22 protein-coding genes are annotated in these 23,691 nt (G+C 62.7%); 9 read left to right on the top strand and 13 right to left on the bottom strand.

Translation table 11 applies throughout. The annotated features are described in order from the left end of the window. Nucleotides 1-51: 51 nt before the first annotated feature. The 3 genes from smc to GTW23_RS15795 all read right to left on the bottom strand — a co-directional run bounded on the left by smc (nucleotide 52) and on the right by GTW23_RS15795 (nucleotide 5,069). Nucleotides 52-3,516, bottom strand: a complete 3,465-nt coding sequence (smc, locus tag GTW23_RS15805) for a chromosome segregation protein SMC (protein ID WP_252916459.1) — start codon at nucleotides 3,514-3,516, stop codon at nucleotides 52-54. An 87-nt stretch (nucleotides 3,517-3,603) separates the two neighbouring features. Continuing rightward, a complete protein-coding gene (locus tag GTW23_RS15800; RefSeq protein WP_252916458.1) occupies nucleotides 3,604-4,362 on the bottom strand; it encodes a thioredoxin domain-containing protein in 759 nt (252 codons plus the stop codon). 194 nt (nucleotides 4,363-4,556) lie between these two features. After that, nucleotides 4,557-5,069: a DUF721 domain-containing protein gene (locus GTW23_RS15795; protein WP_252916457.1), complete on the bottom strand. Its 513-nt coding sequence runs from the start codon at nucleotides 5,067-5,069 to the stop codon at nucleotides 4,557-4,559. 175 nt (nucleotides 5,070-5,244) lie between these two features. On the opposite strand from GTW23_RS15795, the gene mutY reads away from it, so the two are divergent. Both mutY and GTW23_RS15785 read left to right on the top strand, forming a co-directional pair. Next, complete coding sequence (gene mutY / locus GTW23_RS15790) at nucleotides 5,245-6,342, top strand: A/G-specific adenine glycosylase (RefSeq protein WP_252916456.1); 1,098 nt, start codon at nucleotides 5,245-5,247, stop codon at nucleotides 6,340-6,342. Continuing rightward, nucleotides 6,339-6,971: an HAD family hydrolase gene (locus tag GTW23_RS15785; protein WP_252916455.1), complete on the top strand. Its 633-nt coding sequence runs from the start codon at nucleotides 6,339-6,341 to the stop codon at nucleotides 6,969-6,971. The genes mutY and GTW23_RS15785 overlap by 4 nt, the downstream gene beginning before the upstream one ends. A gap of 145 nt (nucleotides 6,972-7,116) precedes the next feature. Here GTW23_RS15785 and GTW23_RS15780 read toward each other — a convergent pair whose 3' ends face one another. Next, nucleotides 7,117-8,250 carry a site-specific DNA-methyltransferase gene (locus GTW23_RS15780; protein WP_252916454.1) on the bottom strand — a complete coding sequence of 378 codons (1,134 nt, stop codon included), beginning with the start codon at nucleotides 8,248-8,250 and terminating at the stop codon, nucleotides 7,117-7,119. Nucleotides 8,251-8,589: 339 nt separating this feature from the next. Between GTW23_RS15780 and GTW23_RS15775 the strand changes: the two genes are divergently transcribed. Beyond that, nucleotides 8,590-9,279, top strand: coding sequence for an HAD family hydrolase (locus GTW23_RS15775; RefSeq protein ID WP_252916453.1), 690 nt, complete (start codon nucleotides 8,590-8,592; stop codon nucleotides 9,277-9,279). A 43-nt stretch (nucleotides 9,280-9,322) separates the two neighbouring features. On the opposite strand, the gene GTW23_RS15770 is transcribed toward GTW23_RS15775, so the two are convergent. Next, nucleotides 9,323-9,871 carry a hypothetical protein gene (locus GTW23_RS15770; protein ID WP_252916452.1) on the bottom strand — a complete coding sequence of 183 codons (549 nt, stop codon included), beginning with the start codon at nucleotides 9,869-9,871 and terminating at the stop codon, nucleotides 9,323-9,325. 156 nt (nucleotides 9,872-10,027) lie between these two features. Here GTW23_RS15770 and thrC point away from each other — a divergent pair, with 156 nt between their 5' ends. From thrC to GTW23_RS15750, 4 genes are read left to right on the top strand one after another with little or no spacing between them, the layout of a single operon-like run. Beyond that, complete coding sequence (gene thrC / locus GTW23_RS15765) at nucleotides 10,028-11,431, top strand: threonine synthase (protein WP_152009587.1); 1,404 nt, start codon at nucleotides 10,028-10,030, stop codon at nucleotides 11,429-11,431. Nucleotides 11,432-11,449: 18 nt separating this feature from the next. Next, nucleotides 11,450-12,748 (top strand): M16 family metallopeptidase, encoded by a 1,299-nt coding sequence (locus GTW23_RS15760; RefSeq protein ID WP_152009588.1) that lies wholly within the window; start codon nucleotides 11,450-11,452, stop codon nucleotides 12,746-12,748. A 21-nt stretch (nucleotides 12,749-12,769) separates the two neighbouring features. Beyond that, entirely contained in the window at nucleotides 12,770-13,390 is a 621-nt protein-coding gene (locus GTW23_RS15755) for a GNAT family N-acetyltransferase (RefSeq protein WP_152009589.1), read from the top strand. 44 nt (nucleotides 13,391-13,434) lie between these two features. Then, nucleotides 13,435-16,320, top strand: coding sequence for an EAL domain-containing protein (locus tag GTW23_RS15750; protein ID WP_345780638.1), 2,886 nt, complete (start codon nucleotides 13,435-13,437; stop codon nucleotides 16,318-16,320). Between the two features lie 55 nt (nucleotides 16,321-16,375). Here GTW23_RS15750 and GTW23_RS15745 read toward each other — a convergent pair whose 3' ends face one another. Next, entirely contained in the window at nucleotides 16,376-17,005 is a 630-nt protein-coding gene (locus tag GTW23_RS15745; RefSeq protein WP_152009591.1) for a YqgE/AlgH family protein, read from the bottom strand. Nucleotides 17,006-17,193: 188 nt separating this feature from the next. Here GTW23_RS15745 and GTW23_RS15740 point away from each other — a divergent pair, with 188 nt between their 5' ends. Continuing rightward, the gene (locus GTW23_RS15740; protein WP_252916451.1) at nucleotides 17,194-18,033 is read left to right on the top strand and encodes a protein-disulfide reductase DsbD domain-containing protein; all 840 of its coding nucleotides are present in this window, start codon (nucleotides 17,194-17,196) and stop codon (nucleotides 18,031-18,033) included. Nucleotides 18,034-18,128: 95 nt separating this feature from the next. Further along, nucleotides 18,129-18,614 (top strand): peroxiredoxin, encoded by a 486-nt coding sequence (locus tag GTW23_RS15735; protein ID WP_152009593.1) that lies wholly within the window; start codon nucleotides 18,129-18,131, stop codon nucleotides 18,612-18,614. A 33-nt stretch (nucleotides 18,615-18,647) separates the two neighbouring features. Here GTW23_RS15735 and rnhA read toward each other — a convergent pair whose 3' ends face one another. The 7 genes from rnhA to GTW23_RS15700 form a co-directional block, all read right to left on the bottom strand. Then, the gene (gene rnhA, locus GTW23_RS15730) at nucleotides 18,648-19,100 is read right to left on the bottom strand and encodes a ribonuclease HI (RefSeq protein ID WP_252916450.1); all 453 of its coding nucleotides are present in this window, start codon (nucleotides 19,098-19,100) and stop codon (nucleotides 18,648-18,650) included. Beyond that, nucleotides 19,097-20,077: a homoserine kinase gene (locus tag GTW23_RS15725; protein ID WP_252916449.1), complete on the bottom strand. Its 981-nt coding sequence runs from the start codon at nucleotides 20,075-20,077 to the stop codon at nucleotides 19,097-19,099. The genes rnhA and GTW23_RS15725 overlap by 4 nt, the downstream gene beginning before the upstream one ends. Nucleotides 20,078-20,079: 2 nt before the next feature. After that, a complete protein-coding gene (gene ispH, locus GTW23_RS15720) occupies nucleotides 20,080-21,078 on the bottom strand; it encodes a 4-hydroxy-3-methylbut-2-enyl diphosphate reductase (RefSeq protein ID WP_252916448.1) in 999 nt (332 codons plus the stop codon). A 28-nt stretch (nucleotides 21,079-21,106) separates the two neighbouring features. Further along, on the bottom strand, nucleotides 21,107-21,475 hold the full coding sequence (locus GTW23_RS15715; protein WP_152009597.1) for a DUF1304 domain-containing protein: 369 nt from the start codon (nucleotides 21,473-21,475) through the stop codon (nucleotides 21,107-21,109). A gap of 70 nt (nucleotides 21,476-21,545) precedes the next feature. Further along, nucleotides 21,546-22,292, bottom strand: coding sequence for an SURF1 family protein (locus GTW23_RS15710; protein ID WP_252916447.1), 747 nt, complete (start codon nucleotides 22,290-22,292; stop codon nucleotides 21,546-21,548). After that, complete coding sequence (locus GTW23_RS15705) at nucleotides 22,285-22,668, bottom strand: DUF983 domain-containing protein (RefSeq protein ID WP_252916446.1); 384 nt, start codon at nucleotides 22,666-22,668, stop codon at nucleotides 22,285-22,287. The genes GTW23_RS15710 and GTW23_RS15705 overlap by 8 nt, the downstream gene beginning before the upstream one ends. A 98-nt stretch (nucleotides 22,669-22,766) precedes the next feature. After that, nucleotides 22,767-23,642, bottom strand: coding sequence for a cytochrome c oxidase subunit 3 (locus tag GTW23_RS15700; protein WP_252916445.1), 876 nt, complete (start codon nucleotides 23,640-23,642; stop codon nucleotides 22,767-22,769). Between the last annotated feature and the right edge of the window lie 49 nt (nucleotides 23,643-23,691).

Here is a 23,691-nt window from a genome sequence, read left to right as displayed (position 1 = left end):
TGGCGATCGAGAACAATGCTCCGCAAAGCTGCGCTGACAAGGTTTCCCTGATCAACCTGCGTCGCGCAGCTGCTCCGCGGTCTGCAAATCAACCGAGACCAGCTGGCTCACCCCCTGCTCGGCCATGGTGACGCCGAACAGGCGGTTCATGCGGGCCATGGTGATCGGGTTGTGGGTGATGATGACGAAGCGGGTCTCGGTGGAGGCCGCCATTTCGTCCATGAGGTTGCAGTAGCGCTCGACATTGTGGTCGTCGAGCGGTGCGTCGACCTCATCGAGCACGCAGATTGGCGCCGGATTGGTCAGGAACACCGCAAAGATCAGCGCCATCGCCGTGAGTGCCTGTTCACCGCCCGAGAGCAGCGTCATGGTTTGCGGCTTCTTGCCGGGCGGCCGGGCGAGGATTTCGAGCCCGGCCTCGAGCGGATCATCGGATTCGATCAATTGCAGCTCCGCCGTACCGCCGCCAAAGAGGTGGGTGAACAGCCGCTGGAACTGGGCGTTGACGATGTCGAAGGCCACCAGCAGACGGTCGCGGCCTTCCTTGTTGAGGCTCTGGATTCCGGCGCGCAGCTTCTTGATCGCGTCGATGATGTCCTCACGCTCGGTGATGATCAGATCGAGGCGCTCGGAGAGTTCTGTCTGCTCTTCCTCGGCGCGCAGGTTGACCGCCCCAAGCCGTTCACGCTCGATCTTGAGGCGCTCGAGATTGCGCTCGACCTGAGCCGGATCGGGCATCGGTGCGTCGGCAGCAAGCCCGGTCTGGCGCAGAGCGAGGTGAGGTTCGCAATTGAGCGCCTCGCGAATGCGGGCCTCACCCTCCTCGCGCCGTTCCCTGGCGGCCATCAGCCGTTCCTCGGCGCGACCGCGTCCCTCGCGACCCTGCGACAGCGCGCCGATCGCCTCGGTGGCGAGTTTGTCGGCCTCGCGTGACTTGGTTTCGGCGAGCGCCAGCGTATCGGCGGCGTCCTGACGGCGCTTGTCGGCTTCGGTGAGCTGATGCATCAGCTGACGCCTGCGGGCAGCGATTTCCTCGGGTGCGTCGGCAATACCGGCGACTTCGGCTGCAGCTTCCATCGAGCGGGCGGCCAGTGCCGCGAGATGGTTTTCCGCGTTCGCGGCGCGCTCAAGCCAGTTGGCCCGTTCGGAAGCGATCGCCTCGAGCCTGCGGGCGCGGGCGGCATTTTCCCGTTCCAGCCCTTCATGGGCGGCACGGGCCTCGGCAAGACCGCCGCGATCGGTGGCGACCTGGGCGTTGATCTGGGTCAGCGCGGCATCAAGTCCGGCAAGGTCGGGACAGGCTTTGAGCGAAAGCTGGGCCTGCTCCAGCGCCTCCACCGTCTCGGACAGTTGCGCGCCGACCTGGGCACGGGACTCGCTCAGCACCGCGCGGCGGTTGGAGAGTTCGCCCGATGCCCGTTCGGCACTCGCAAGCTCATCGCGGGCGCGGCTGACATTCTTGCTGGCGTCACGGATCAGATCGCGCGCGGCACGGCTTTCGTTGACCCGGGCGACGACCGCGGCCTCACTTTGCGTGAGCACTTCTTCGACCTGGCGCAAAGTTTTGGTCGCCTCGACAGCTTCCTCGTTGAGCTCGGCCAGACGGTTCTTCTGCTCGAGCCTGAGTGCTGCCGGCGTCGGCGCATCGGCGGAGGCGACATAGCCGTCCCAGCGGAAGACAGCGCCATCGCGGGTGACCAGCCGCTGGCCGGGCTTGAGTGATGCGTGCAGGGCCTTGCCGTGGTCGGCATCGGCAACCAGCCCGATATGGGCGAGGCGGCGGGCGAGTTCTTCGGGCGCCCGTACATGGGTCGACAGCGGCGTGACGCCATCAGGCAGCGGCGCATCTGAAGCGGCCGGCTGCATCCTGGCCCAATGGGCCGGAGCCGCGGGATCGAGCGGCAGGTCGAGATCGTCGCCAAGAGCCGCGCCAAGTGCGGTCTCGTAGCCGCGGTCGACCTTGATCTGCTCGACCACTGGCGGAAACAGGTCCGCCCCCTGGCCGACATTGAGCATGCGGGCAATGGTCTTGGCCTCGGTCTCGATGGCATTGAGCCGGGCCTTGGCCTCGGTGACAGGCTGGCGCGCGGCGGCCTCAGTTTCGCGCGCGGCCTCGAGTGCCGTTTCGATCCCGGCCAGCGCCTTTTCGGCGTCGACGAGAGCCTTCTCGGCACTCTCGCTGTCGCGGCGCTTGGCGGCGGGATCGGGAAGGCCGGCGATACGTTCGGCGATCCCGGCAAGATCGGCATCCTGGCTGGCGATCTGCCGGTCAAGCCGGGCCTTGCGTTCGCCCGCTTCGCGGATCAGCCGCTCGAGCTGGGTGCGTTCGGCGGCGGCTTCAGCGCGTTCGGCGGTGACCACACCAAGCGAGGTTTCGCTCTCAGTGAGCTTTGCCTGGGCTGCGTCGAAGGCTGCCTTCAGGGCCGCAGATCGCTCACCACTGCCTTCCAGCGCCGTCTTGAGTTCGGCTTCTTCCTCGGAGAGCCGCTGCATGACCCCGGCATTGTCGGCGATCAGGCGTTCTTCGCGTTCGATGTCAGCCTTGAGCTGCGTCATACGGCGGTCGAGTTCCTCGCGGCGGCGGGTGATGCGCTCGGCTTCCTCATCGATCTGGGTGCGGGCAATCTGCAGGCGTTGCAGGGCGGCAGCGGCTGCCGCCTCGGCATCACGCAAATCTGGCAATTTGTGTGCGGCGATGGCCTGGTTCTTGGCAGCCTCCATCTGCGCCTGGGCCAGTTCCGCGACTTGCGACGTGGCCTGGGCGAGCGCGCTTTCGGCCTCCCCCTCCTGGCCCTTGGCCAGCGACCACCTCAGGTGCAGCAGCGTCGCTTCGGCCTGCCGCACTTCGGCCGAGAGGATCTTGAAGCGGTTGGCCTGACGGGCCTGGCGCTTGAGGCTTTCAACCTGGGATTCAAGCTCGGAGGTGACGTCATCGAGACGCTCGAGATTGGTCTCGGCGGCGCGCAGCCTCAGTTCGGCCTCATGGCGGCGCGAATGCAGGCCGGAAATGCCGGCAGCTTCTTCAAGCAGTTGCCTGCGTGCCTGCGGCTTGGCCTGGATCAGTTCGCCGATACGGCCCTGACCGACCATCGAGGGCGAACGGGCGCCGGTGGAGGCATCGGCAAACAGAAGCTGCACGTCCTTGGCACGGGCTTCCTTGCCGTTGATGCGGTAGACCGAACCGGATTCGCGCTCGATGCGCCGCGTAACCTGGATTTCGTCGGAATTGTTGAAGGCGGCGGGCGCGGTACGGTCGGAGTTGTCGAGATAGAGACCAACTTCCGCGGTGTTGCGGGCCGGACGATTGCCGGACCCCGAAAAGATCACGTCGTCCATGCCCGAGGCGCGCATGTTCTTGTAGGAGTTCTCGCCCATCACCCAGCGCATCGCCTCGACAAGATTGGACTTGCCGCAGCCATTGGGCCCGACCACTCCGGTCAGGCCGCGCTCGATGACGAACTCGGTCGGTTCGACGAAGGACTTGAAGCCCAGGACACGCAGCTTGGTGAACTTCATGACCGGATCTCCCGGTCAGGGCGGATCAACGACGCGACAAAGCTTCCCTTGCGGTCCATTCGCAAGGGATTGCTGCATAGTGCCCGCTCAGAGCAGCGGGTCGATGATCGCCGACATGATGTCAACCGACATATTCCCCGGGTACCGCTTGCCATTGATGAAGAACGTTGGCGTGGACTGCACCCCGAATTCGTTTCCAGCCTTGGTTCTTACAGCATTCACATCGTCCAGAAGTTTCTGGTTCGTCAAGCAAGCTTCAAAGGACTCCTGTGTAAAACCCGCCAAACGGGCGATTTGCAGCAGTGCTTCGCGGCCATCAGACGCGGTTGCCCAGTTGCGTTGCTGCTTGAACAGCACGTCGACCATGGGGAAAAACTGGTTTTCAGGGGCACAACGGGCCAGCATGATGGCTGCCGCAGCGCGCGGATCGAACGGGAACTCGCGCAGGACGAAGCGGACCTTGCCGGTGTCGACGTATTTCTCGACCAGGGGCTTGAAGTTTTCAGTATGGAAATCGGCACAATGCGGGCAGGTCATCGACATGTATTCGACGATGGTGACGGGAGCGTTTTCATCGCCCAATGTCATTTCCTTGAGCGGGCCGGGTTCCATCAGCTTGGCGATATCAACCTCGCCGTCAGCCGGGGGCGCTTCGGCCGCCTGGGCGATCGAGGCCGTGGTTTGCGGCGAAACGCCTGCCGCGGCGGTTTCGGTCGAAACAGCGGCGGCCGGCGTGTCGGTGGAGGCCTGCGGTGTCTGATCCGAGGAATCCGAGCAGGCCGTAAGGGTCAGGGCAAGCAGCGAAACGCCGGCGGCAGCGGTCAGTCGGGAGGTCAGTCGGAACATGCAGGTCACCCATTCTCTGGAAATTATGGCTATAAACGCCCACAAGACGGTCATCAGGTCCTGCAAACGTCCGGCGCCAAGCCCATCCAGACAAGGCGCCACTGTTGTCTCAAGTCCTATAACGTGAAATGTGGCCAAACAAGTGCAACATGTTCACGCACGCGTGATCCGTGACCCGCGCTCAAGCGCGGGTCTCACCGCCGTTGCTTTGGCGCGCGTCCGATGACACCGGTCCCAAGCCGCTCAAGCGCCTGGCGCAGCTTCGGATCCTCGATCTCGCCAAGCATTGAGGCAAGCCGCGACTTTTCCGCCTGATCCAGCGGCCGCGCCTTTGGCTTGCGGGTCGGTACATGGATTGCCTTCTGGATGATCCGGACCTGCGAGATCGCCTGAAACCCGAAGAAGCTGTTGACCCGCGAGATCAGCTCGGCCTCCTGGTGCATGAGAAACAGGGCGCGCGCGCCCTCGCATGCAACGGTCAGCACACCCGGGGCGAAACCACCACCGGTCTCGTCCGGTCCGTCCTGGCGCGGCCAGCGGATGCGCTCAGGTCTCGAACAGCCGGCGAACTGCTCTCCGGCAATCTCGTCCCATGACCCCAGCAGCAGCGTGTTGATGCCGGCGCGCCTGGCCAGGATCGGATCGATCAGGCCGTTGGCGATCTCGGCGATCTGAATGCTGCCCTTGCGGGTGAACGGCTTTGCCAACAGTCGGTTCTCCCTGGTTCTGGCTATCGGCGGATGCGGCACCGGACCGATGACGGGAAAACCCGTGATGGCCGATTGCGCCGCGCGGCCCGAGGCGGCATGATCCGGTATTGTGTTCGCCCGGAAGCGCACTATCTCCGGGTGCACCTCCTATTCCTACCGCCGCACGAGTTCAATGTCATCCGCAAAGCCCTCCAAGACCGTGCCCGGCACCGCATCGCCGCTGCTTGCCTGGTATGACCGGCACGCCCGGGTGCTGCCCTGGCGGATCAGCCCGGATGAGCGCGCGCATGGCGTGGTGGCCGATCCTTACCGGGTGTGGCTCTCGGAAATCATGCTGCAGCAAACCACGGTTCAGGCGGTCAAACCCTATTTTGCCGCTTTCGTCACTCGATGGCCGACCGTGGAAGATCTGGCAGCGGCGGAAACGGAAGACGTGATGAAGGCCTGGGCCGGTCTCGGCTACTATTCCCGCGCCCGCAACCTGAAACGCTGTGCAGATGTGGTGGCCGAAGATCATGGCGGCCGGTTTCCGGATACCGAGGAAGGATTGCTGACGCTGCCCGGCGTCGGCCCCTATACGGCGGCAGCGATCGCCGCGATCGCGTTCGACCGGCCGGCTGCCGTGGTCGACGGCAATATCGAGCGGGTGTTCACCCGGCTGTTCGAGTTCGAAACGCCGCTGCCCTCGGCCAAGAGTGAAATCCGCACATTTGTTGCCGCGGCGACACCGGCCGACCGGCCCGGCGACTTCGCACAGGCTCTGATGGATCTCGGCGCCACGATCTGCACGCCCCGGCGCCCGGCCTGCGCGCTGTGCCCGCTGACCGGGGACTGCCAGGCGCGGAAGTCCGGACGGCAGGAGCAATTTCCGGTCAAGCTTCCGAAGAAGGCCAAACCGGTCCGGCTTGGCGCCGCCTTCGTGGCCGAACGCGGCGATGGCGCGGTGCTCTTGGTCAAGCGCCCGGACAAGGGCCTGCTCGGCGGGATGACCGGGCTGCCGACCACCAACTGGACCGTGCGCGCCGACGGGGAGACCGGGGCGAAGTCGGCACCTTTTCAGGCCGAATGGCGCAGCAAGGGCGTCATTTCACATGTGTTTACACATTTTGAATTGCGGCTTGAGGTTTTTCATGCGGTTGTCACCGCCATCCCCGACCATGAAGGCTGGTGGAGTGACAGCGATTCGCTGCCCGGCGAAGCGCTGCCCACGGTGATGAAAAAGGCGCTTGGCGCCGCCTACCCCGCATTGTTCAGAAAAGGCAAGTCATGAGCGAGACAAACCAATCGGTGGAGCGGCCAGTCAGCCACATCGTGTTCGATATCGGCAAGGTGCTGATCCATTACGATCCGAACATTCCCTACAGCCGGCTGATCCCCGACGCGGCGGAGCGCAGCGCGTTCTTCGAGACCGTCTGCACCCATGAATGGAACCTCGAACAGGACCGCGGCCGCAGCTGGACCGAGGCCGAGGCGCTGCTCATTGACCGTTTCCCCGAGATGGCAGAGCTTATCCGCGCATTCCGTGTTCACTGGCACGAGATGGTCAGCCACGCCTATGACGACAGTGTCGACATCATGCTCGACCTGGTTCAGCAGGGGCACGATGTGACGATGCTGACCAATTTCGCCGCCGATACGTTCAAGGAAGCCCAGGACCGGTTTCCGTTCCTGAAGGTGCCACGCGGCGTCACCGTGTCCGGCGAGATCGGCGTGATCAAGCCCGACCGCGAGATCTACGACACCCACGTGGCGAGCTTCGACCTCGACCCGGCCGGCTGCCTGTTCATTGACGACAGCGAGAAGAATGTCGAGGGCGCGATCGCGGCAGGCTGGCAGGCCGTGCATTTCACCGGCGCGGAGAAACTGCGCGAAGACCTCAGGGCGCTGAACGTGATCTGAAGCCGTTGCCAGTCATCGCCCGGGGCTTTGTGAAATGCGACGCTAATGAAAAACGAGCGCCCGGGATGTGCGACACATCCCGGGCGCTGCATGCCCCGGCGGTGACTGAAGGTACTTGGCACCCGCCGGATTCCGTTGCCGGAGGTTACCCGGCCCGCGCCATCTCCTTGCGGATCGCGGCGCGGAAATCGTCAATCAGCTTGAGACCGTCCGGCGTTTCCACATGCCAGAAGGTCCAGCCGTTGCAGGCGTCGAAGCCCTGCACCAGCGCCCCGACCTTGTGGATCGAGCCGGCCTGACCGCCCGCTGCCAGCGTGCCGTCGGCGCGGACAATGGCCTGGTGCTTGCGCTTGGCGTCGTGAAGCACGTCGCCGGGCTTGATGTGGCCGGCCTCGATCAGCACGTTGAAGGCGACACGCGGCTCGGCGCGTTTTCCAGTCATCACCGTGAGTTCGTTCTTGCCGAGCGGCTCGACCGCGTCGATGCGGGCGCGGGCGGCGTCGATGTAATCCTGCTCGCGCTCGATGCCGACGAAATGGCGGCCAAGGCGGCGGGCAACGGCGCCGGTGGTACCGGAGCCGAAGAACGGATCAAGCACGACATCGCCGGGCTTGGACGAGGCCATGAGCACGCGGGCGAGAAGCGCTTCGGGCTTCTGGGTCGGGTGCACCTTCTTGCCGTCCTCACCCTTGAGGCGTTCGGCGCCAGTGCAGATAGGGAACAGCCAGTCCGAGCGCATCTGCACGTCGTCATTGGCAGCCTTCATGGCTTCGTAGTTGAAGGTGTAGCTCTTGGCGTTCTGGTCGCGCGAGGCCCAGATCATGGTCTCGTGCGCGTTCTGGAAGCGGCGGCCGCGGAAATTGGGCATCGGGTTGGTCTTGCGCCAGACTACGTCGTTCAAAAGCCAGAAGCCGAGGTCCTGAAGCTGCGTGCCGACGCGGAAGATGTTGTGGTACGAGCCGATCACCCAAATTGTGCCGTTGGGCTTCAATACCCGGCGGCAGGCAAGCAGCCAGGCGCGGGTGAAGGCATCATAGGCGGCAAAACTCTCGAACTGGTCCCAGTGATCATTGACCGCATCGACCATCGACTGGTCCGGGCGGGCAAGGTCACCACCGAGCTGCAGATTGTAGGGTGGGTCGGCAAAAATGACATCGACCGAGTTTTCAGGAAGCGCTTCGAGCGCTGCAACACAATCACCCTTGATGATGGTGTCGAGCCAGGACTGGCGCGTGGCATTGACGGCGGAAATTCCGGAAAGCGAGACAGGTCGGGCCATTTGAAACTCACAGTACACTTACGCAACAACTGAGCCTTATGGTTACCGAACAGGGTAAACATCTGGTGAATGACCGGAGCACCGTTCCAGCTTGGTGCGATGCCTCCAGCAAAAACAGCGCTTTCGATACTCCGTCTGAGCCAGACCGAGCTTGTTTTCGCGCCAATCCGCACGCTGGCCGGTCGCTGCCCGCCCTCTTCAGGAAACCCAGCTGGGCAAAGCCTCCTGTCCAACTCCGAACCGCTCAAAGTCATCCTTCACTTGCCTGTGATCCTGGCATGCTGTAGGTGCGGTGGCGCTTCCCCCCTCCCCGATTTTCCCAAGGACAGGAACACTTCCATGGCCGGTTTCGACCTCATCATCTTTGATTGCGACGGCGTGCTGGTCGACAGCGAAATCATCGCGGCGCAGGTGGAATCGAAACTGCTGACCGACGCGGGATACCCGATCAGCGCCGAGGAACTGGCCGAGCGCTTTGCCGGCCTGACCTGGAAGGACATCCTGTTCGAGGTCGAACGGGAAGCCAGCATTCCGTTCTCGGCAACGCTTCTCGACGCCTCGGAAACGCTGCTCGACAAGAAACTCGGTGCGGAAGTGCGGGCCATTGACGGTGCTGCACAGGCGATCGCACGGATTGGCGGCCAGCGCTGCATCTGCTCGAACTCATCCTCGCACCGGCTGAAGGCGATGCTGGCGCGAACCGGACTCGACCGGCTGTTCGGCGACCATGTCTATTCGGCCAAGGATGTGGGCGAAGGCCGCACCAAGCCTGCGCCGGACGTGTTTCTTCATGGCGCCAGGCAGTTTGATGCGAAACCGGGCAATGTGCTGGTGATCGAGGATTCGGTGCACGGCATACATGCGGCAACCGCCGCCGGCATGCGCGTCGTCGGTTTTACCGGCGGCTCGCACAGTTATCCCGGTCACGCCGACAAGCTGACCGAAGCGGGCGCGGAAACCGTCGTCAGCCGGATGGCCGACCTTCCGGCCACTGTAGAGGCGTTGGCGGGCTGGTCGGAACTGCTCTGAGCAGGCCGGGGAACTGAACCCGGGATCCGGGTTCACAAAAGCATCAAGGCGTGTCGTAAGGCCCCGGGTCAAATCCGGCATAGAGCTTGGCAGTGCGCGATGCGCCGGCCGGGAACGTGACGCTGGCATTGGTGTAGATGAACTGCTGCGCCGGGCCGCCGACGCTCATCATCACCGGCTGCTTCTGCAGCTCGGAATAGAGAACTGTCTCACCATCAAGTGCGACCACACGCAGTGGCAAATTGACCTCACCACTCTTGGCCTGAGGCCCGCCCACAACGCGTCCGGTGACAACAACCGTGATCACCAGCTGATCGCCGCTGATGCGGCACTGACGGGTGGTGTCGGAGATCGATGCCTGATGAATGACCTTGGCCGGATCGCCGTCACCGCCCTTGGCGTAGGTTGTGTAGTAGGCGGTGCCCTCGCGCAGCAGCACTTCCGGACAGGCGCCCTGGACGACGGCAACATCAGTCGCCTGCTGGCCGGTGGCGCCGGGACTGAGCACGGCGCGTGGGTCGGCGGAAGTGCAGCCGGCAATCAGCGCAGCGCTGATCAGAACCGGGGCGAAACGCAACAAACTTTGTGACACGACAATCCTACCTTCATTCACCCGATGCAAAAGACCATTCCTGCGACAGGTGTGTGGCCTTTGCATGACGACCGCCCATGGTCTATATCAGCCGCGCGGCGGAAAATCGACCGGCGTTATCTCATCTTGCGCGATCCGCGTCCACCACCGGAGAACATGTCTGTGGACTATATTTCGACACGGGGCGAAGCACCCGCACTCAGGTTCAGCGATGCGCTTCTGGCAGGCCTTGCCCGTGACGGCGGGCTTTACGTGCCGCGCGAGTGGCCGGCCTTCTCGCGCAAGGATATCCGGGCGATGCGCGGCCAGAGCTACCAGGAAATCGCCTTCAGGGTGATCGAACCGTTCACCGCCGGCGAAATCGAACCCGAAGCGCTGCGCTCGATGATCGACGAAGCCTATGCCGGTTTCCGCCATCCGGCGGTGGCGCCACTTGTGCAGAGCGGCGCAAATTCCTTCGTGCTGGAGCTGTTTCACGGACCTACGCTGGCCTTCAAGGATGTGGCGATGCAGCTGATTGCGCGGCTCATGGACCATGTGCTGGCCAAACGCGGCGAACGGGCAACGATCGTCGGCGCCACATCGGGCGACACCGGAGGTGCAGCGATCGAAGCCTTTGCCGGACGCGACCGGACCGATATCTTCATCCTGTTTCCAGAAGGCAGGGTCTCCCCGGTTCAGCAGCGCCAGATGACCACCTCCAAGGCATCAAACGTGCACGCGCTGGCGCTGAAGGGCAATTTCGACGATTGCCAGGACATGGTCAAAGCCATGTTTAATCATGCAGCTTTCCGCGACCAGGTGCGGCTGTCCGGCGTTAATTCGATCAACTGGGCCCGGATCATGGCCCAAATCGTCTATTACTTCACCTCAGCCGTGTCACTGGGCGCCCCTGACCGGAAGGTGTCGTTTACGGTTCCGACCGGCAATTTCGGCGATATTTTCGCGGGTTACTGCGCCAAGCGAATGGGGCTGCCGGTGGCGAAACTGGTGGTCGCAACCAACGAAAACGATATCCTGGCGCGGACGCTGCGCACCGGGCGCTATGAGATGCGCGGGGTGACGCCCACCACGTCTCCGTCGATGGACATCCAGATTTCGTCAAATTTCGAGCGTTTGCTGTTTGATGCGAACGAACGGGATCCCGAAGCCGTGCGCCGGGCGATGTCCGGCCTCAAGCAATCGGGCGCCTTCGACATCGCCGAACCCGCTCTCAAGGCCATCCGCAAGGAATTCCGTGCCGGCCGGGCCAGCGAGAGGCAGGTCAAGGCGATGATCCGCGATGTCCAGAGCCAAACCGGCTACGTGCTCGATCCGCACACGGCCGTCGGCGTGCATGTGGCGGGGCGGATGGAGAAGCCATCGTCGCCGATGATCACGCTCGCAACCGCGCATCCGGCCAAGTTCCCGGATGCCGTAAAACAAGCCTGTGGTATTGACCCCGCGCTCCCGTCGTGGCTCTCTGACCTGATGCAACGGGAGGAACGGTTCAGCGTAGTGCCCAATGACCAGGATGGCGTGGAAAGCCATATCCAGTCACTTACACGGGCCACGCGATGAGCCGGGGAAAGTGACAGTATGAAAGTCAAGACAACACGCCTGAGCAACGGCGTCACGGTTGTTACCGAGACAATGCCCCATCTCGAGAGCGTGGCTCTCGGCGTCTGGGTGAAGTCCGGATCCCGCGACGAAACCGCGCAGGAACACGGTATCGCCCACCTGCTCGAGCACATGGCGTTCAAGGGAACGCACAAGCGCAGCGCGCGTCAGATCGCCGAGGAAATCGAGAATGTCGGTGGCGAAGTCAACGCGGCGACCTCGACCGAAACAACCGCCTATTACGCCCGGGTGCTCAAGGACAATGTGCCGCTGGCGGTCGATATCCTGCATGACATCCTGACCAACTCGGTCTTCGACGAAGGCGAGCTGACGCGCGAGAAGCACGTCATTCTGCAGGAAATCGGGGCCGCCAACGACACGCCCGATGACGTTGTCTATGACAAGTTCACCGAAGCGGCCTATCGCGACCAGACCATAGGCCGGCCGATCCTCGGCACCCCCGAAACCGTCAAGGCATTCACGCCGGAACAGGTCCGTGCCTATCTGGCACGCCACTACACCGGTGACCGTATCGTGGTTGTGGCGGCAGGCGCTGTGGATCACGACATCTTCGTCAAGCTGATAGACGACAGCTTCGGTAAGACCATCAAGCCGACCGGCACGCTGCTGCGCACCATTCCGACGGCGAGCTACACGGGCGGCGATTACCGCGAGAGCCGCGACCTGATGGATGCGCAGGTGCTGATCGGGTTCGAAGGCCGCGCCTACCAGGTTCGGGACTTCTACTGCTCGCAGTTGCTGGCCAACATCCTGGGCGGCGGAATGTCCTCGCGGCTGTTCCAGGAAGTCCGCGAGAAAAGAGGCCTTTGCTATTCGGTCTACGCGTTCCACTGGGGCTTTTCGGATTCCGGTCTGTTCGGCGTTCATGCCGCGACCGGTGCGGAAGATCTTGCCGAACTCATCCCGGTGGTGCTTTCCGAACTTGCCAAAACCGCCGACGGCGTGGAGGAACAGGAGATCAACCGGTCAAGGGCCCAGGTCCGTTCGGGCCTGTTGATGGCCCAGGAAAGCCCCGCCGCCCGGGCAAGCCAGATCGCACGGCAGATGCTGCTGTTCGGCCGGCCGGTGAGCAACGAGGAGCTGATGGAACGGCTTGCCAACCTGACGCCGCAACGACTTTCCGATCTTGCCGGAAAACTGTTCTTCGACACGCCGATCACGGTGTCGGCGATCGGACCGGTGGAAGCGCTGCATTCGGTTTCCGACATGGCCGGCATTCTTGGTCAGCACGGCGGGCGAACAGCCGCTGCCGAGTAAGCGCTGAGGATTATCCCCGCCATGGCCCCTCCGGTGTTTCGATTCCGCAGCCGGACCCAGGAAGAGTTCCGGATCGAAGGGCAACGAACCTTTCTGCGCAATCCCGTCATCGCAGACTTCCCCGAATGGAGCCGTCTGCGCGCGGCCAGTCGGAGCTTTCTGGAACCCTGGGAGCCGAAATGGGCGGAAGACGACCTGACCCGCAGCGCCTTCCGTTACCGGATTCGCCGCTATGACATCGACCGGGAAGCCGGTACGGCGCTGCCGCTTTTTGTCTGCCTGAAACACAATGGACGCATTGCAGGTGGAATAACGCTGGGTTCGATCAGGCGGGGTGTGGCGGAAAGCTGCACCCTGGGCTACTGGATGGGCGAACAACATGCAGGCCAGGGGCTGATGGCAGATGCGCTCAGAGCCCTCCTTCCCCACGTGTTTGACAGGATGCGGTTGCACCGGATAGAGGCGGCCTGTATTCCGGACAATGCAAGGAGCCAGCGCCTCCTTGAAAAGGTCGGGTTTCGGCGTGAGGGATACTTGAACGGCTACCTGAAGATAAACGGTGCCTGGCGTGATCACCTGCTTTACGCGCTGATTGCCGAGGACTGGCAGTCGATACGCGCGAAAGGATCCGGTTCCGGATAATGAAATACAAAGGCTGTTCAAATCCGCTCAGGCGCGCAGGCACCATGGCAGGCAACTTCACGCTTGTGGCATTTGCCACGCTCGTCCTGTTGATGGTGGCAGGATTTGCGCCTGTGGCGGAGGCGATCGAACCGGTCAAGATCAGCCGTGATGACACCGCGCTCGACCTGACGGCTACGACCGAAATCTACAAGCAGCGCGGCGAAGCCTTCCAGGTGTCGACCGCGGCCGGAGCGGACGGCATTGTCCGCCGGATCGAGGTCCGTTCAAGCTCCACGGAACATTCCGGTGACTGGGCGGTTTTCGCCCTCGCCAATGTGACCGACGAGCAGATCGACCGGCTGATCGTCGCGCCGCATTTCCGGCTGGTGGGATCGGGGCTTCTGTGGCCGGACCTCGGGTCGACGCGGATTCTCAGCATCACCCCGAGCGAGGGTTTCGCGCTCGACCAGGTGGAAAGCAGCGAGGACGATGTCTTCCGGATCACGCTCAACCCGGGCACCGTCATCACCTTCGTGGCGGAACTCGCCGCGCCCGACCTGCCGCAAATCTACCTGTGGGAACCCGAGGCCTACAAGGATACGGTCAACGCCTACACGCTGTACCGGGGTATCGTTCTGGGGATTGCAGGTCTGCTGGCGGTGTTCCTGACCATCCTGTTCGTGGTCAAGGGCACCTCGATGCTTCCAGCAACGGCTGCGCTGGCCTGGGCGGTGCTGGCTTATGTTTCGGTGGATTTCGGCTTTCTCTCCAAGCTCATCAGCGTCACGCCCGGCGATGAGCGGATCTGGCGGTCAGGCACGGAAGTGCTGCTGGCCACCGGGCTGGTGGTGTTCCTGTTCACCTATCTCAACCTCAACCGGTGGCACACCAATCTCTCCTATGTGACGGTTGCCTGGATCCTCGGGCTCGGCGCACTGTTCGCGGTGGCGATCTATGACCCGCCGGTGGCGTCGGGGATCGCCCGCATCTCGTTCGCCGCAACCGCCGTTGCCGGCGTGGCCCTGATCGCCTATCTCGGTTTCAACCGCTATGACAGGGCGGTGATGCTGATCCCCACCTGGGCACTGATATTGTGCTGGCTTTTCGGCGCCTGGATGACGGTGACGGGCCAGCTCGCCAACGACATCGTGCAGCCTGCGCTCGGCGGCGGCCTGGTGCTGATCGTGCTGCTGATGGGCTTCACGGTTATGCAGCACGCCTTTGCGGGCGGCGCCTATCACCAGGGGCTGTTCTCGGACATGGAACGCCAGGCGATGGCGCTGGCGGGATCGGGCGACACGGTCTGGGACTGGGACGTGGTGCGCGACCGGGTGGTCACTTCACCGGATCTTTCGCCGCAACTGGGGCTTTCCCCGGGAGCGCTCGCAGGGCCTGCGCGCAACTGGTTGCCGCGCATCCACGCGGATGACCGCGACCGGTTCCGCACCACGCTCGACGTGCTGCTCGAACACCGCAAGGGCCGGCTCAATCACCAATTCCGGATGCGGGCCGAGGACGGCCATTACCACTGGATGGCGCTGAGGGCCCGGCCGGTGCTCGGCTCCAACAGCGAGGTGATCCGCTGCGTCGGAACCATCATCGACGTCACCGAACAGAAAACCTCGGAAGACCGGCTGCTGCACAATGCCGTGCACGACAACCTGACCGGCCTGCCCAACCGGCAGCTGTTCCTTGACCGGCTGCAGAGCATGATCAGCCTGGCCGAATCGACCCCGAATGTGCGGCCGAGCGTGTTCATGATCGATCTCGACCGCTTCAAGCAGGTCAATGATCGGCTTGGCATGTCGGTCGGCGACACCATCCTGCTGGCGCTGACCCGGCGGCTGAAACGGCTGCTCAAGCCACAGGACACACTGGCGCGGATTTCCGGCGACCAGTTCGGGCTGGTGCTGGTCTCCGAGCAGGAAGCGGTCAAGGTCGCGGCCCTCGCCGAGGCGATCTCCAAGGCCATTTCCGCGCCGATTGATTTCGCCGGACAGGATATCAGGCTGACCGCTTCGATCGGTCTGGTGACATGGGTGGAAAACAATGCCGTTCCCGACGACCTGATGAAGGACGCGGAACTGGCCATGTACCAGGCCAAGCGTTTCGGCGGCAATCGGATCGAACCGTTCCGGCCGGCATTCCGAACTGTCGGATCCGACCGGCAGCGGCTGGAAAGCGACCTGCGGCGGGCGCTGGAACGCAATGAACTGACCCTGGTCTACCAGCCGATCGTCGAACTCAAGGATGCGGAAATCGCCGGCTTCGAAGCACTGCTGCGCTGGGAAGACCCGAAACGCGGCACGGTGCCGCCGTCGGAGTTCATTCCGGTGGCCGAGGCATCCGACCTGATCCTCGAACTCGGCATGTATTCGCTCAAGAAGGCGGCCGAAGATCTTGCCCAATGGCAGATGGCCATCGGCGACATTCCCGTCTTCATGTCGGTCAACCTGTCGAGCGCGCAGTTGCTCAAGAGCGATCTGTGCAATGACGTGATCAAGATCATCTCGGCGACACAGAACGACCCGAAGCACTTCCGGCTCGAACTGACCGAGACGCTGGTGATGCACAACCCGCAGCAGGCGCTGATGACGCTGTCGCGGCTCGCCGATGCCGGCATCGGCCTGACGCTTGACGATTTCGGCACCGGGCACTCGTCGCTGTCCTACCTGACGCGGTTTCCGTTCAAGACCATCAAGATCGACAAGTCGCTGGTTGTCGACCCCTCGGAAAAGGGCGGCGTGCTGATCCGCTCCATCGTCAACCTCGCCAAGCAACTCGAGATGCAGGTGGTTGCCGAGGGCGTGGCTTCCGAGACTGACGCGATGAAGCTCTCGGAGATCGGGTGTGATTACGGGCAGAGTTTCCTGTTCGGTCCGCCGATCGGTTCGGACTCCGTTCAGAAACTCCTCAGGGAACGCTTCCCGGTAAGCCGGCCCAACTGAGACGGGCCGCTTACAGGTGCTCTGCAACCCAGCAAAGCCTGAGGCGTAACGAGCGTCAGGCGTGACCGGCCTGATTGGACAACATGGCCGGCTGGATGCCCATAGAAGCCAGCACCCGGTCATATTTTCCCGAATGGTCCTTGTCGAAGACGATATCATCACGCCCAGGGCAGCTCAGCCAGGTGTTGGCGGCAATTTCCTCTTCGAGTTGCCCCGGCGCCCAGCCGGCATAACCCAAAAGCATGATGCCGCGTTTCGGGCCGCGTCCCTGCTTGATGGCGCGAAGAATATCCACGGTCGCGGTGAGGCACAGATCATCATTCACCGGCATGGTGGATTCGCCCATGTAGTCGTCAGTGTGCAGCACGAAACCCCGCCCTGCTTCGACCGGCCCTCCGATCTGAATGGGAAAATCCATTGCACTATCGCTGACCTCCCCGGAAGCCACCGGCTCCTCGCCCCGCGGTTCGGGGCTGGCAAGATCAAGATTGGCGAGCAGTTCATGGAACTGCAGCGGCTGCGGCCGGTTGAGAATGAAGCCCATGGCGCCATCGGCGGAGTGGGCGCAAACAAAGATCACCGTGCGCTCGAAACGCTCGTCATTCATCCCCGGCATGGCGATCAGGAAATGCCCGTCGAGGCATCCGCGGCTGCCACGGGACAGCTGTTTTTCGATCCCTATCATGGCTCAAGCCTAGCAAGTTTCAGCATTTTGGAAAGACCTACCTTGTCATGATGTCCATTCCGTCAGGCTTGCTACCGCGGTCACGGAAAAATGAGCCGGGACCGCTGCATATTGATTGGATTCCGCCTCCCCGGCTCCGCTATGGTGCAGCCATGTCGATATTCCGCTTGAGATCACCTGTCCGCTCCATGCTGCATGCCCTCCTGGGTCTGGCGGTCGGCCTTGGCGTGGGCATTGCCCCGGTCTGGTCGCTTGACAGTGGATGGGCCGAGACCGAGGGCGGGCGCATGCGTCTGGTGATCGATCCGGCACCGCGGGACGATGGCTCGATTGGCGGTTTCCTGGACGTGGATCTGCAACCCGGCTGGAAGACATACTGGCGCGACCCGGGCGGAGCCGGCATTCCCCCGATGATCGACTTTTCGCAAAGCCGGGGGGTTGCGTTTGAGGCCATGCACTATCCGCCACCCCAGCGCATCGATGACGGCTACGCGATCTGGGCGGGATACACCGCACCTGTGCGGTTTCCCCTGACCTTCAGCCGGACCGCATCAGGTGGCGCTCAAATCCACGCATCCGCCTTTATCGGCATTTGCGAAAAGATCTGCGTTCCGTTCCAGGCCGAACTGGTCGTTGATATGCCCGGGGAAACCGTGGGCCATGATGCCGCAGCGCAAGCTGTGGATGCAGCGTTCGCGCGCCTTCCGGAAGCCGCCGGCCCGGATTTCAGCGTCGAAACGGCACAGCTGGGGACCAATGCGACACAGCTTACGATTTCGGCGAAATTGCCCGCCTTCCGTCCGTCCGGGGTCATCCCGGAACTGTTTGTCACGGGGCCGGAGGGCTTTGCCTTCGCTCCGCCAGAACTTATCCGCGATGAGGGCAGCAGGATAGAGTGGTCGGTTCGGGTCGAACCGCCATCCAAGGGCACATTGGACACGGCCACCCTGCCCCTCGACGTCGTCGTCACGCTGGGTCAACGTGCACTTGGCCAATCCATTTCCGCGGTTCCGGCTCCCGGGAATTGAGGACCATCCACATTTTCTCGATGCTTGAGACTCGAAATCCGGGCGGTATTGCCTAAATTGCAAACGACATCAACGGCACACAAGGGAGCGCCGACGTGACGATAGCTATTGGGGACAAACTGCCTGAAGCCACCTTCAAGGAAAAGACCGCAGACGGCATGGCGGAAACCAAGGTCAGCGACCTTTTTGCCGGAAAAAAGGTGGTTCTGTTCGCGGTGCCAGGCGCGTTTACACCGACCTGCCACCTCAACCACCTGCCCGGCTACATCGAAAACCGCGACGCCATTCTGGCCAAGGGCGTCGACGAAATCGCCGTCGTCTCCGTCAATGACGCCTTTGTCATGGGTGCCTGGGAGAAGGCCACCAACGGCACCGGCAAGCTGCGCTACCTGTCTGACTGGGACGCGGGCTTCACCAAGTCGATCGGCATGGAAGCCGACCTGTCGGCCGGCACGCTCGGCATCCGCTCGAAGCGCTATTCGATGATTGTCGAGGACGGCACCGTCACCGCGCTCAATATCGAGGATGCGCCTGGACAAGCCGTGGCCTCGGGCGCCGCAGCGCTACTCGACCAGCTCTGATCTGAACGAAAATTCGGACTTGCAGACGGCGTCCTAACGGGACGCCGTTTTGCTTTTGAAGGGTGTCATGCCTTCGCGCGCCAGTTCATCGGCGCGTTCATTCTCGGGATGCCCGGCATGGCCCTTGACCCAGTGCCACTTGACCTTGTGGCGCTGATTGGCCTGATCCAGCGCCTGCCACAGCTCGGCGTTCTTCACCGGCTTCTTGTCGGCGGTCTTCCAGCCATTCTTCTTCCAGCCGAAAATCCACTTCGAGATGCCATCCATGACATACTTGCTGTCGGTGTGGAGATCGACCTCGCAGGCGGCCTTCAATGCATTGAGCGCGGTGATCGCAGCCAGCAGCTCCATTCGGTTGTTGGTGGTTTCGGCTTCGCCGCCCGACATTTCCTTGACCGTGGTGCCGTGGCGCAGGATGGCGCCCCAGCCGCCCGGACCGGGATTGCCCGAGCAGGCGCCGTCGGTGAAAATTTCCACGTGCTTCAACTTATGAGATCCCTGGTGCGAAGGCCGTATTCCGAGCTTGAGCCGATCTGGCGATGGAAGCGCAGCTTGCGCAGATATTCGAGCGGATCCTTCTTGACCACCAGTGCGCCTTCGGGCGTGGTCAGCCAGTCGTGCAGGCGGGTGAGGAAGAACCGCAGGGCCGCACCGCGGGCCAGTAGCGGCAAGGCCTCTGCCTCGTTGCCCTCCAGCGGCCGCACGGAGACATAGCCGTCGATCAGCGCCATGCCCTTGGTGTGGTTAAAGGCCCCGTCTGCTTCAAAGCACCAGGCGTTGAGGCAGATGGCAACGTCGTAGGCGAGATAATCGTTGCAGGCGAAATAGAAGTCGATCAGGCCCGACAGCCGGTCTTCGATGAAGAACACATTGTCGGGGAACAGGTCGGCATGGATCACGCCCTCGGGCAGATCTGCGGGCCAACTCTTTTCCAGCTCCGCCAGTTCGAGATCGATCTCCTCGCGCAAGCCGGGCTGGACCTCGTCGGCGCGTTCGCGCGAGCCGTCCCACAGGGGCCGCCAGTTGGCCACTGTCAGCCCGTTGGCGCGGCGGATCGGAAAATCACTACCGGCGACGTGCATGGCCGCCAGCGCCCTGCCGACCTCGCGGCAATGAGCGGCCTGCGGCTTGCGCAGCCAGGCGCCGTCAAGAAACGAGACCATCGCCGCCGGGCGACCGGCGAGTTCTCCCAGATGGCCACCATCGCGGCGCTCGATCGGCAGCGGGCAGCTCAGGCCCTTGAGTGCCAGGTGATCCATCAGCCCCAGAAAGAACGGCAGGTCATCGCGGTTGACCCGTTTCTCATAGAGCGTGAGGATGAAGGTGCCGCCGCTGGTGCGCAGCAGGAAATTGGAGTTCTCCACCCCTTCGGCAATGCCCTTGTAGGACAACAGCGTGCCGACATCATACTCCGCGAGAAAAGCCCTGAGCTGATCCTCGTTTACATCGGTATAGACAGCCATCCTCAGCGCGCTCCGTTGACAAACGCCATGTCGGCGGCGGTGAGTTCGACATCGCGAAGTTCACGGTTGACCAGGAAGTTTTCCGTTTCCTGGACCGTCTCGGCAAGCTCGATTGTGGCGTCAAAGCGGGCCTTGAAGGCGTCGATGATTTCGGCGACCACCACCTCGGGCGCAGAGGCTCCGGCGGAAAGCCCGAGCAGCCGGATGTCTCCGATGGCATCCCAGTCGATCTCGTGAGCACGCTGCAAGAGGATGGATTTCTTCGCGCCGGCCTTCAGTGCGACTTCGACCAGCCGTTTTGAATTGGACGAATTGGGCGCGCCGACGACCACGAACAGGTCACAGCCGGGGGCTGCCTGCTTGACCGCATCCTGGCGGTTGGTGGTGGCATAGCAGATCGATTCCGCAGCCGGCGCAGTGATCTCGGGAAAGCGCTGATTGAGCCGCTCGATCACGTCAGCCGTGTCATCCACCGACAGGGTCGTCTGCGTGACGAAGCCAAGTGCGGCGGGATCGGCGGGATCGAAGGCGTCGACATCCGCCACGGTCTCGACCAGTGTCACTGCCCCGGGCGGCAGTTGCCCCATGGTGCCGATGACCTCGGGATGGCCCTTGTGGCCGATGAGCACAACATGCCGGCCGAGCCGCTCATGGCGCATGGCCTGCTTGTGCACCTTGGAGACCAGCGGACAGGTGGCATCGAGATAGAACAGGTTGCGGGCTTCCGCGTCGGCGGGCACCGACTTGGCAACGCCGTGGGCCGAAAAGATCACCGGCTGGGCATGATGCTCCTGCGGGATCTCGTCGAGTTCCTCGACGAAGACCGCGCCAAGCGCCTCGAGCCCCTCGACCACGAACCGGTTGTGGACGATCTCATGGCGGACATAGACCGGCGCGCCGTATTTCTTCAGCGCCAGAACCACGATCTGGATGGCGCGGTCAACACCGGCGCAAAATCCGCGGGGTCCGCACAGCCTTATTGTCAGGGGAGATCGGTTCATTGGCTCATCAACAGTTACGGTCATCACGCTACCAGCCGGCAATCACAACAACAATCAGGGCGATCGCGGCCGGAAGGGCCTGGATCACGAAAATCTTGCGCGATGCGGTTGCTCCACCATACAGACCGGCGACCAGAACGCAGCCAAGGAAAAACAGCTTGAGCTGGAAGGCAAAGCCGGCGTCGGGATGGAGCAGCGACCAGATCAGACCGGCTGCGAGGAACCCGTTGTAGAGCCCCTGATTGGCAGCCATCACCCTGGTCTGGGCGGCCTGCTCGGGTCGGGTGCCAAACGCCTTCATGCCGCGCGGCGAGGTCCAGAGAAACATCTCGAGGACGAGTATGTAGATATGCTCGAGCGCGATCAGCGCCACCAGGATGATTGCAAGGATTGCCACCGGAGATTCCTACCCCTGTTGATCTGCGATACCGGGCTAGCATGCCTGTAGGGTGCCACGCCAGCCGCGATCAGGATTTTCGTTTCAGCCAGCCAAACAAGGCGACGCCCAGCAGGGCAAGCGCCAGCCCATACCAGGTGATGGCATATTGCAGGTGGCTGTTGGGCAGATTGATGACCGTCACGCCACCTCTGGGCAACCCGCCTTCGACCGGGGTGGCGTCCGCGTCGAGGAAGAACGGCAGCACCTTCTCGGTTTGCAGGCCAGCAGAAGCGGCCATCCTGTCGAGGTCTTTCCAGTAGAAGATGTTGCCCGGCTCATCGTTGTCGGGAACCATGAAGGAGGGCTTTTCATCGAGCCTTGCGCGAGCGAGCCCGGTGATCGTCTGCTCCCCCTCGATCAGGCTCTGCGGCCGTGTCGAAGGCTCCTTGCGGTCATAAGGCACAAAACCGCGATTGACGAAGAGCAGGCGGCCGTCCGCCAGTTCAAGCGGCGTGTAGACATAGTAACCGGACTGCCCTTCGAATGTTGCAAAGAAGTGGCGTTCCTTGTCATTGAGGAATCGACCGGACGCGCGAGCTGCCTGATAATCGATCGGCTCGCCGGCGGCGAGCGATGCCTCGATCACTTGGAGGCCGACAGGTTCGGCGGTGCTGCGCTGTTCGATTGCCGCCAGCAGGTCCTCTTTCCAGTAGAGGCGCTGGACCTGCCAGGTGCCGAGGGCGATCAGGACAGCCAGGGCACCCGGCAGCAGCACCAGCCCGGTCCAGAATTTCCAGGTGCGGCCAGAGGCGCCATAATCTTGCGTTTCAGCCACGGTCAATCTGCCCCTCGGCTGCCTTGTTGCGGTACTGGAGTGCGATCATCAGTCCCTTGAGAACGCGAAGCAGCACCAGCGAGAGGATGGTCGACAGCGGGATCCACATGATCAGATGCACCCACAGCGCCGGGCTGTAATTGACCTCGAGCCAGAGGGCGAGACCAACCACGATGAAACCGATGATGAGAATGACGAAAACGGCGGGTCCGTCGCCGGCATCGGCAAAGGAATTGTCCAGCCCGCAGACGCCGCATTCCGGCTTGACGCTGAGCAGGCCGTTGAACAAAGCCCCCTCCCCGCAACGTGGACACCGGCCGCGCAAGCCTACAGACACCACGTCGACTGGAGGATAGTGCGCCTGGTCATCGGACATGGTCTGTTTTCCTTTCTCATCGGGGCTTTGCCCCGGGCTCAAACGCAAGAGGCGGCAGGTCTCCCCGCCGCCCCTTTCTACAAGAAGTCGAGTGCGTTCTAGTGGTGGTAAATCGGCGCACCCCAGGATGCCCAGACGTAGATCGCAAAGAACAGGAACAGCCAGACGACGTCAACGAAGTGCCAGTACCAGGCGGCTGCTTCAAAGCCGAAATGCTGCTTCGGTGTGAAATGCCCCCGCATCGCACGGATCAGGCAAACCACCAGGAAGATGGTTCCGACCAGCACATGGAAGCCGTGGAACCCGGTGGCCATGTAGAAGGTGGCGCCGTAGATCGAATCCTTGAAGTCGAACGGAGCAACGGAATACTCATAGGCCTGCACGCCCGAAAAGATCATGCCGAGCACGATGGTCAGGGCCAGACCGTTGATCAGTCCCTTGCGGTCGCCATGCAGCAATGCGTGGTGCGCCCAGGTGACGGTGGTTCCGGACAGAAGCAGGATGATGGTGTTGTAGAGCGGCAGGTGCAGCGGATCGAGAACCTCGATACCGGCGGGCGGCCACTGGCCACCGGTGAAGGCGGCGCGGGCAACCTGTGCGGCTTCATCGGGGAACAGGCTTGCATCGAAGAAGGCCCAGAACCAGGCGACGAAGAACATCACTTCAGACGCGATGAACATGATCATGCCATAGCGAAGATGCAGGCCGACCACGCGGGTGTGATGCCCCTCGTGTGCTTCCTTGATGGTCGCACCCCACCAGCCGATCATGGTGTAGAGAACGATGGCAAAGCCAACAAGGAAGAGGACCGGGTTGGTGATCGGAAGGCCGAGCAATGATTCGGCGCCGCGCATTCCCTGCATCCAGCCGATGCCGCCGAGCGCCATGACGAGCGCGCCGATCGACCCGACCAGAGGCCACGGGCTCGGGTCGATGATGTGATAGTCGTGATGTTTTTGATGTGCGTCGGCCATGTCAGCTTTTCCCCGATGGTCATCATTCCTGTGCCGGACCACCCGTCCG

The organism is Parahoeflea alexandrii, from assembly GCF_024105735.1.
Classification (GTDB): Bacteria; Pseudomonadota; Alphaproteobacteria; order Rhizobiales; family Rhizobiaceae; genus Hoeflea; species Hoeflea alexandrii.
The sequence above is the reverse complement of the archived record's forward strand: the minus strand, read 5'-3'. Positions and strand labels throughout refer to the sequence as shown.

Coding starts and splice junctions, on each gene's coding strand:
- GTW23_RS15725 (WP_252916449.1), bottom strand. CDS start 20,077: ATGGCTGTCTATACCGATGTAAACGAGGATCAGCTCAGGGCTTTTCTC.
- GTW23_RS15755 (WP_152009589.1), top strand. CDS start 12,770: ATGGCCCCTCCGGTGTTTCGATTCCGCAGCCGGACCCAGGAAGAGTTC.
- thrC (WP_152009587.1), top strand. CDS start 10,028: ATGTCTGTGGACTATATTTCGACACGGGGCGAAGCACCCGCACTCAGG.
- GTW23_RS15705 (WP_252916446.1), bottom strand. CDS start 22,668: ATGTCCGATGACCAGGCGCACTATCCTCCAGTCGACGTGGTGTCTGTA.
- smc (WP_252916459.1), bottom strand. CDS start 3,516: ATGAAGTTCACCAAGCTGCGTGTCCTGGGCTTCAAGTCCTTCGTCGAA.
- GTW23_RS15750 (WP_345780638.1), top strand. CDS start 13,435: ATGGCAGGCAACTTCACGCTTGTGGCATTTGCCACGCTCGTCCTGTTG.
- GTW23_RS15800 (WP_252916458.1), bottom strand. CDS start 4,362: ATGTTCCGACTGACCTCCCGACTGACCGCTGCCGCCGGCGTTTCGCTG.
- GTW23_RS15745 (WP_152009591.1), bottom strand. CDS start 17,005: ATGATAGGGATCGAAAAACAGCTGTCCCGTGGCAGCCGCGGATGCCTC.
- GTW23_RS15775 (WP_252916453.1), top strand. CDS start 8,590: ATGGCCGGTTTCGACCTCATCATCTTTGATTGCGACGGCGTGCTGGTC.
- GTW23_RS15785 (WP_252916455.1), top strand. CDS start 6,339: ATGAGCGAGACAAACCAATCGGTGGAGCGGCCAGTCAGCCACATCGTG.
- GTW23_RS15700 (WP_252916445.1), bottom strand. CDS start 23,642: ATGGCCGACGCACATCAAAAACATCACGACTATCACATCATCGACCCG.
- GTW23_RS15740 (WP_252916451.1), top strand. CDS start 17,194: ATGCTGCATGCCCTCCTGGGTCTGGCGGTCGGCCTTGGCGTGGGCATT.
- GTW23_RS15760 (WP_152009588.1), top strand. CDS start 11,450: ATGAAAGTCAAGACAACACGCCTGAGCAACGGCGTCACGGTTGTTACC.
- mutY (WP_252916456.1), top strand. CDS start 5,245: ATGTCATCCGCAAAGCCCTCCAAGACCGTGCCCGGCACCGCATCGCCG.
- GTW23_RS15780 (WP_252916454.1), bottom strand. CDS start 8,250: ATGGCCCGACCTGTCTCGCTTTCCGGAATTTCCGCCGTCAATGCCACG.
- ispH (WP_252916448.1), bottom strand. CDS start 21,078: ATGAACCGATCTCCCCTGACAATAAGGCTGTGCGGACCCCGCGGATTT.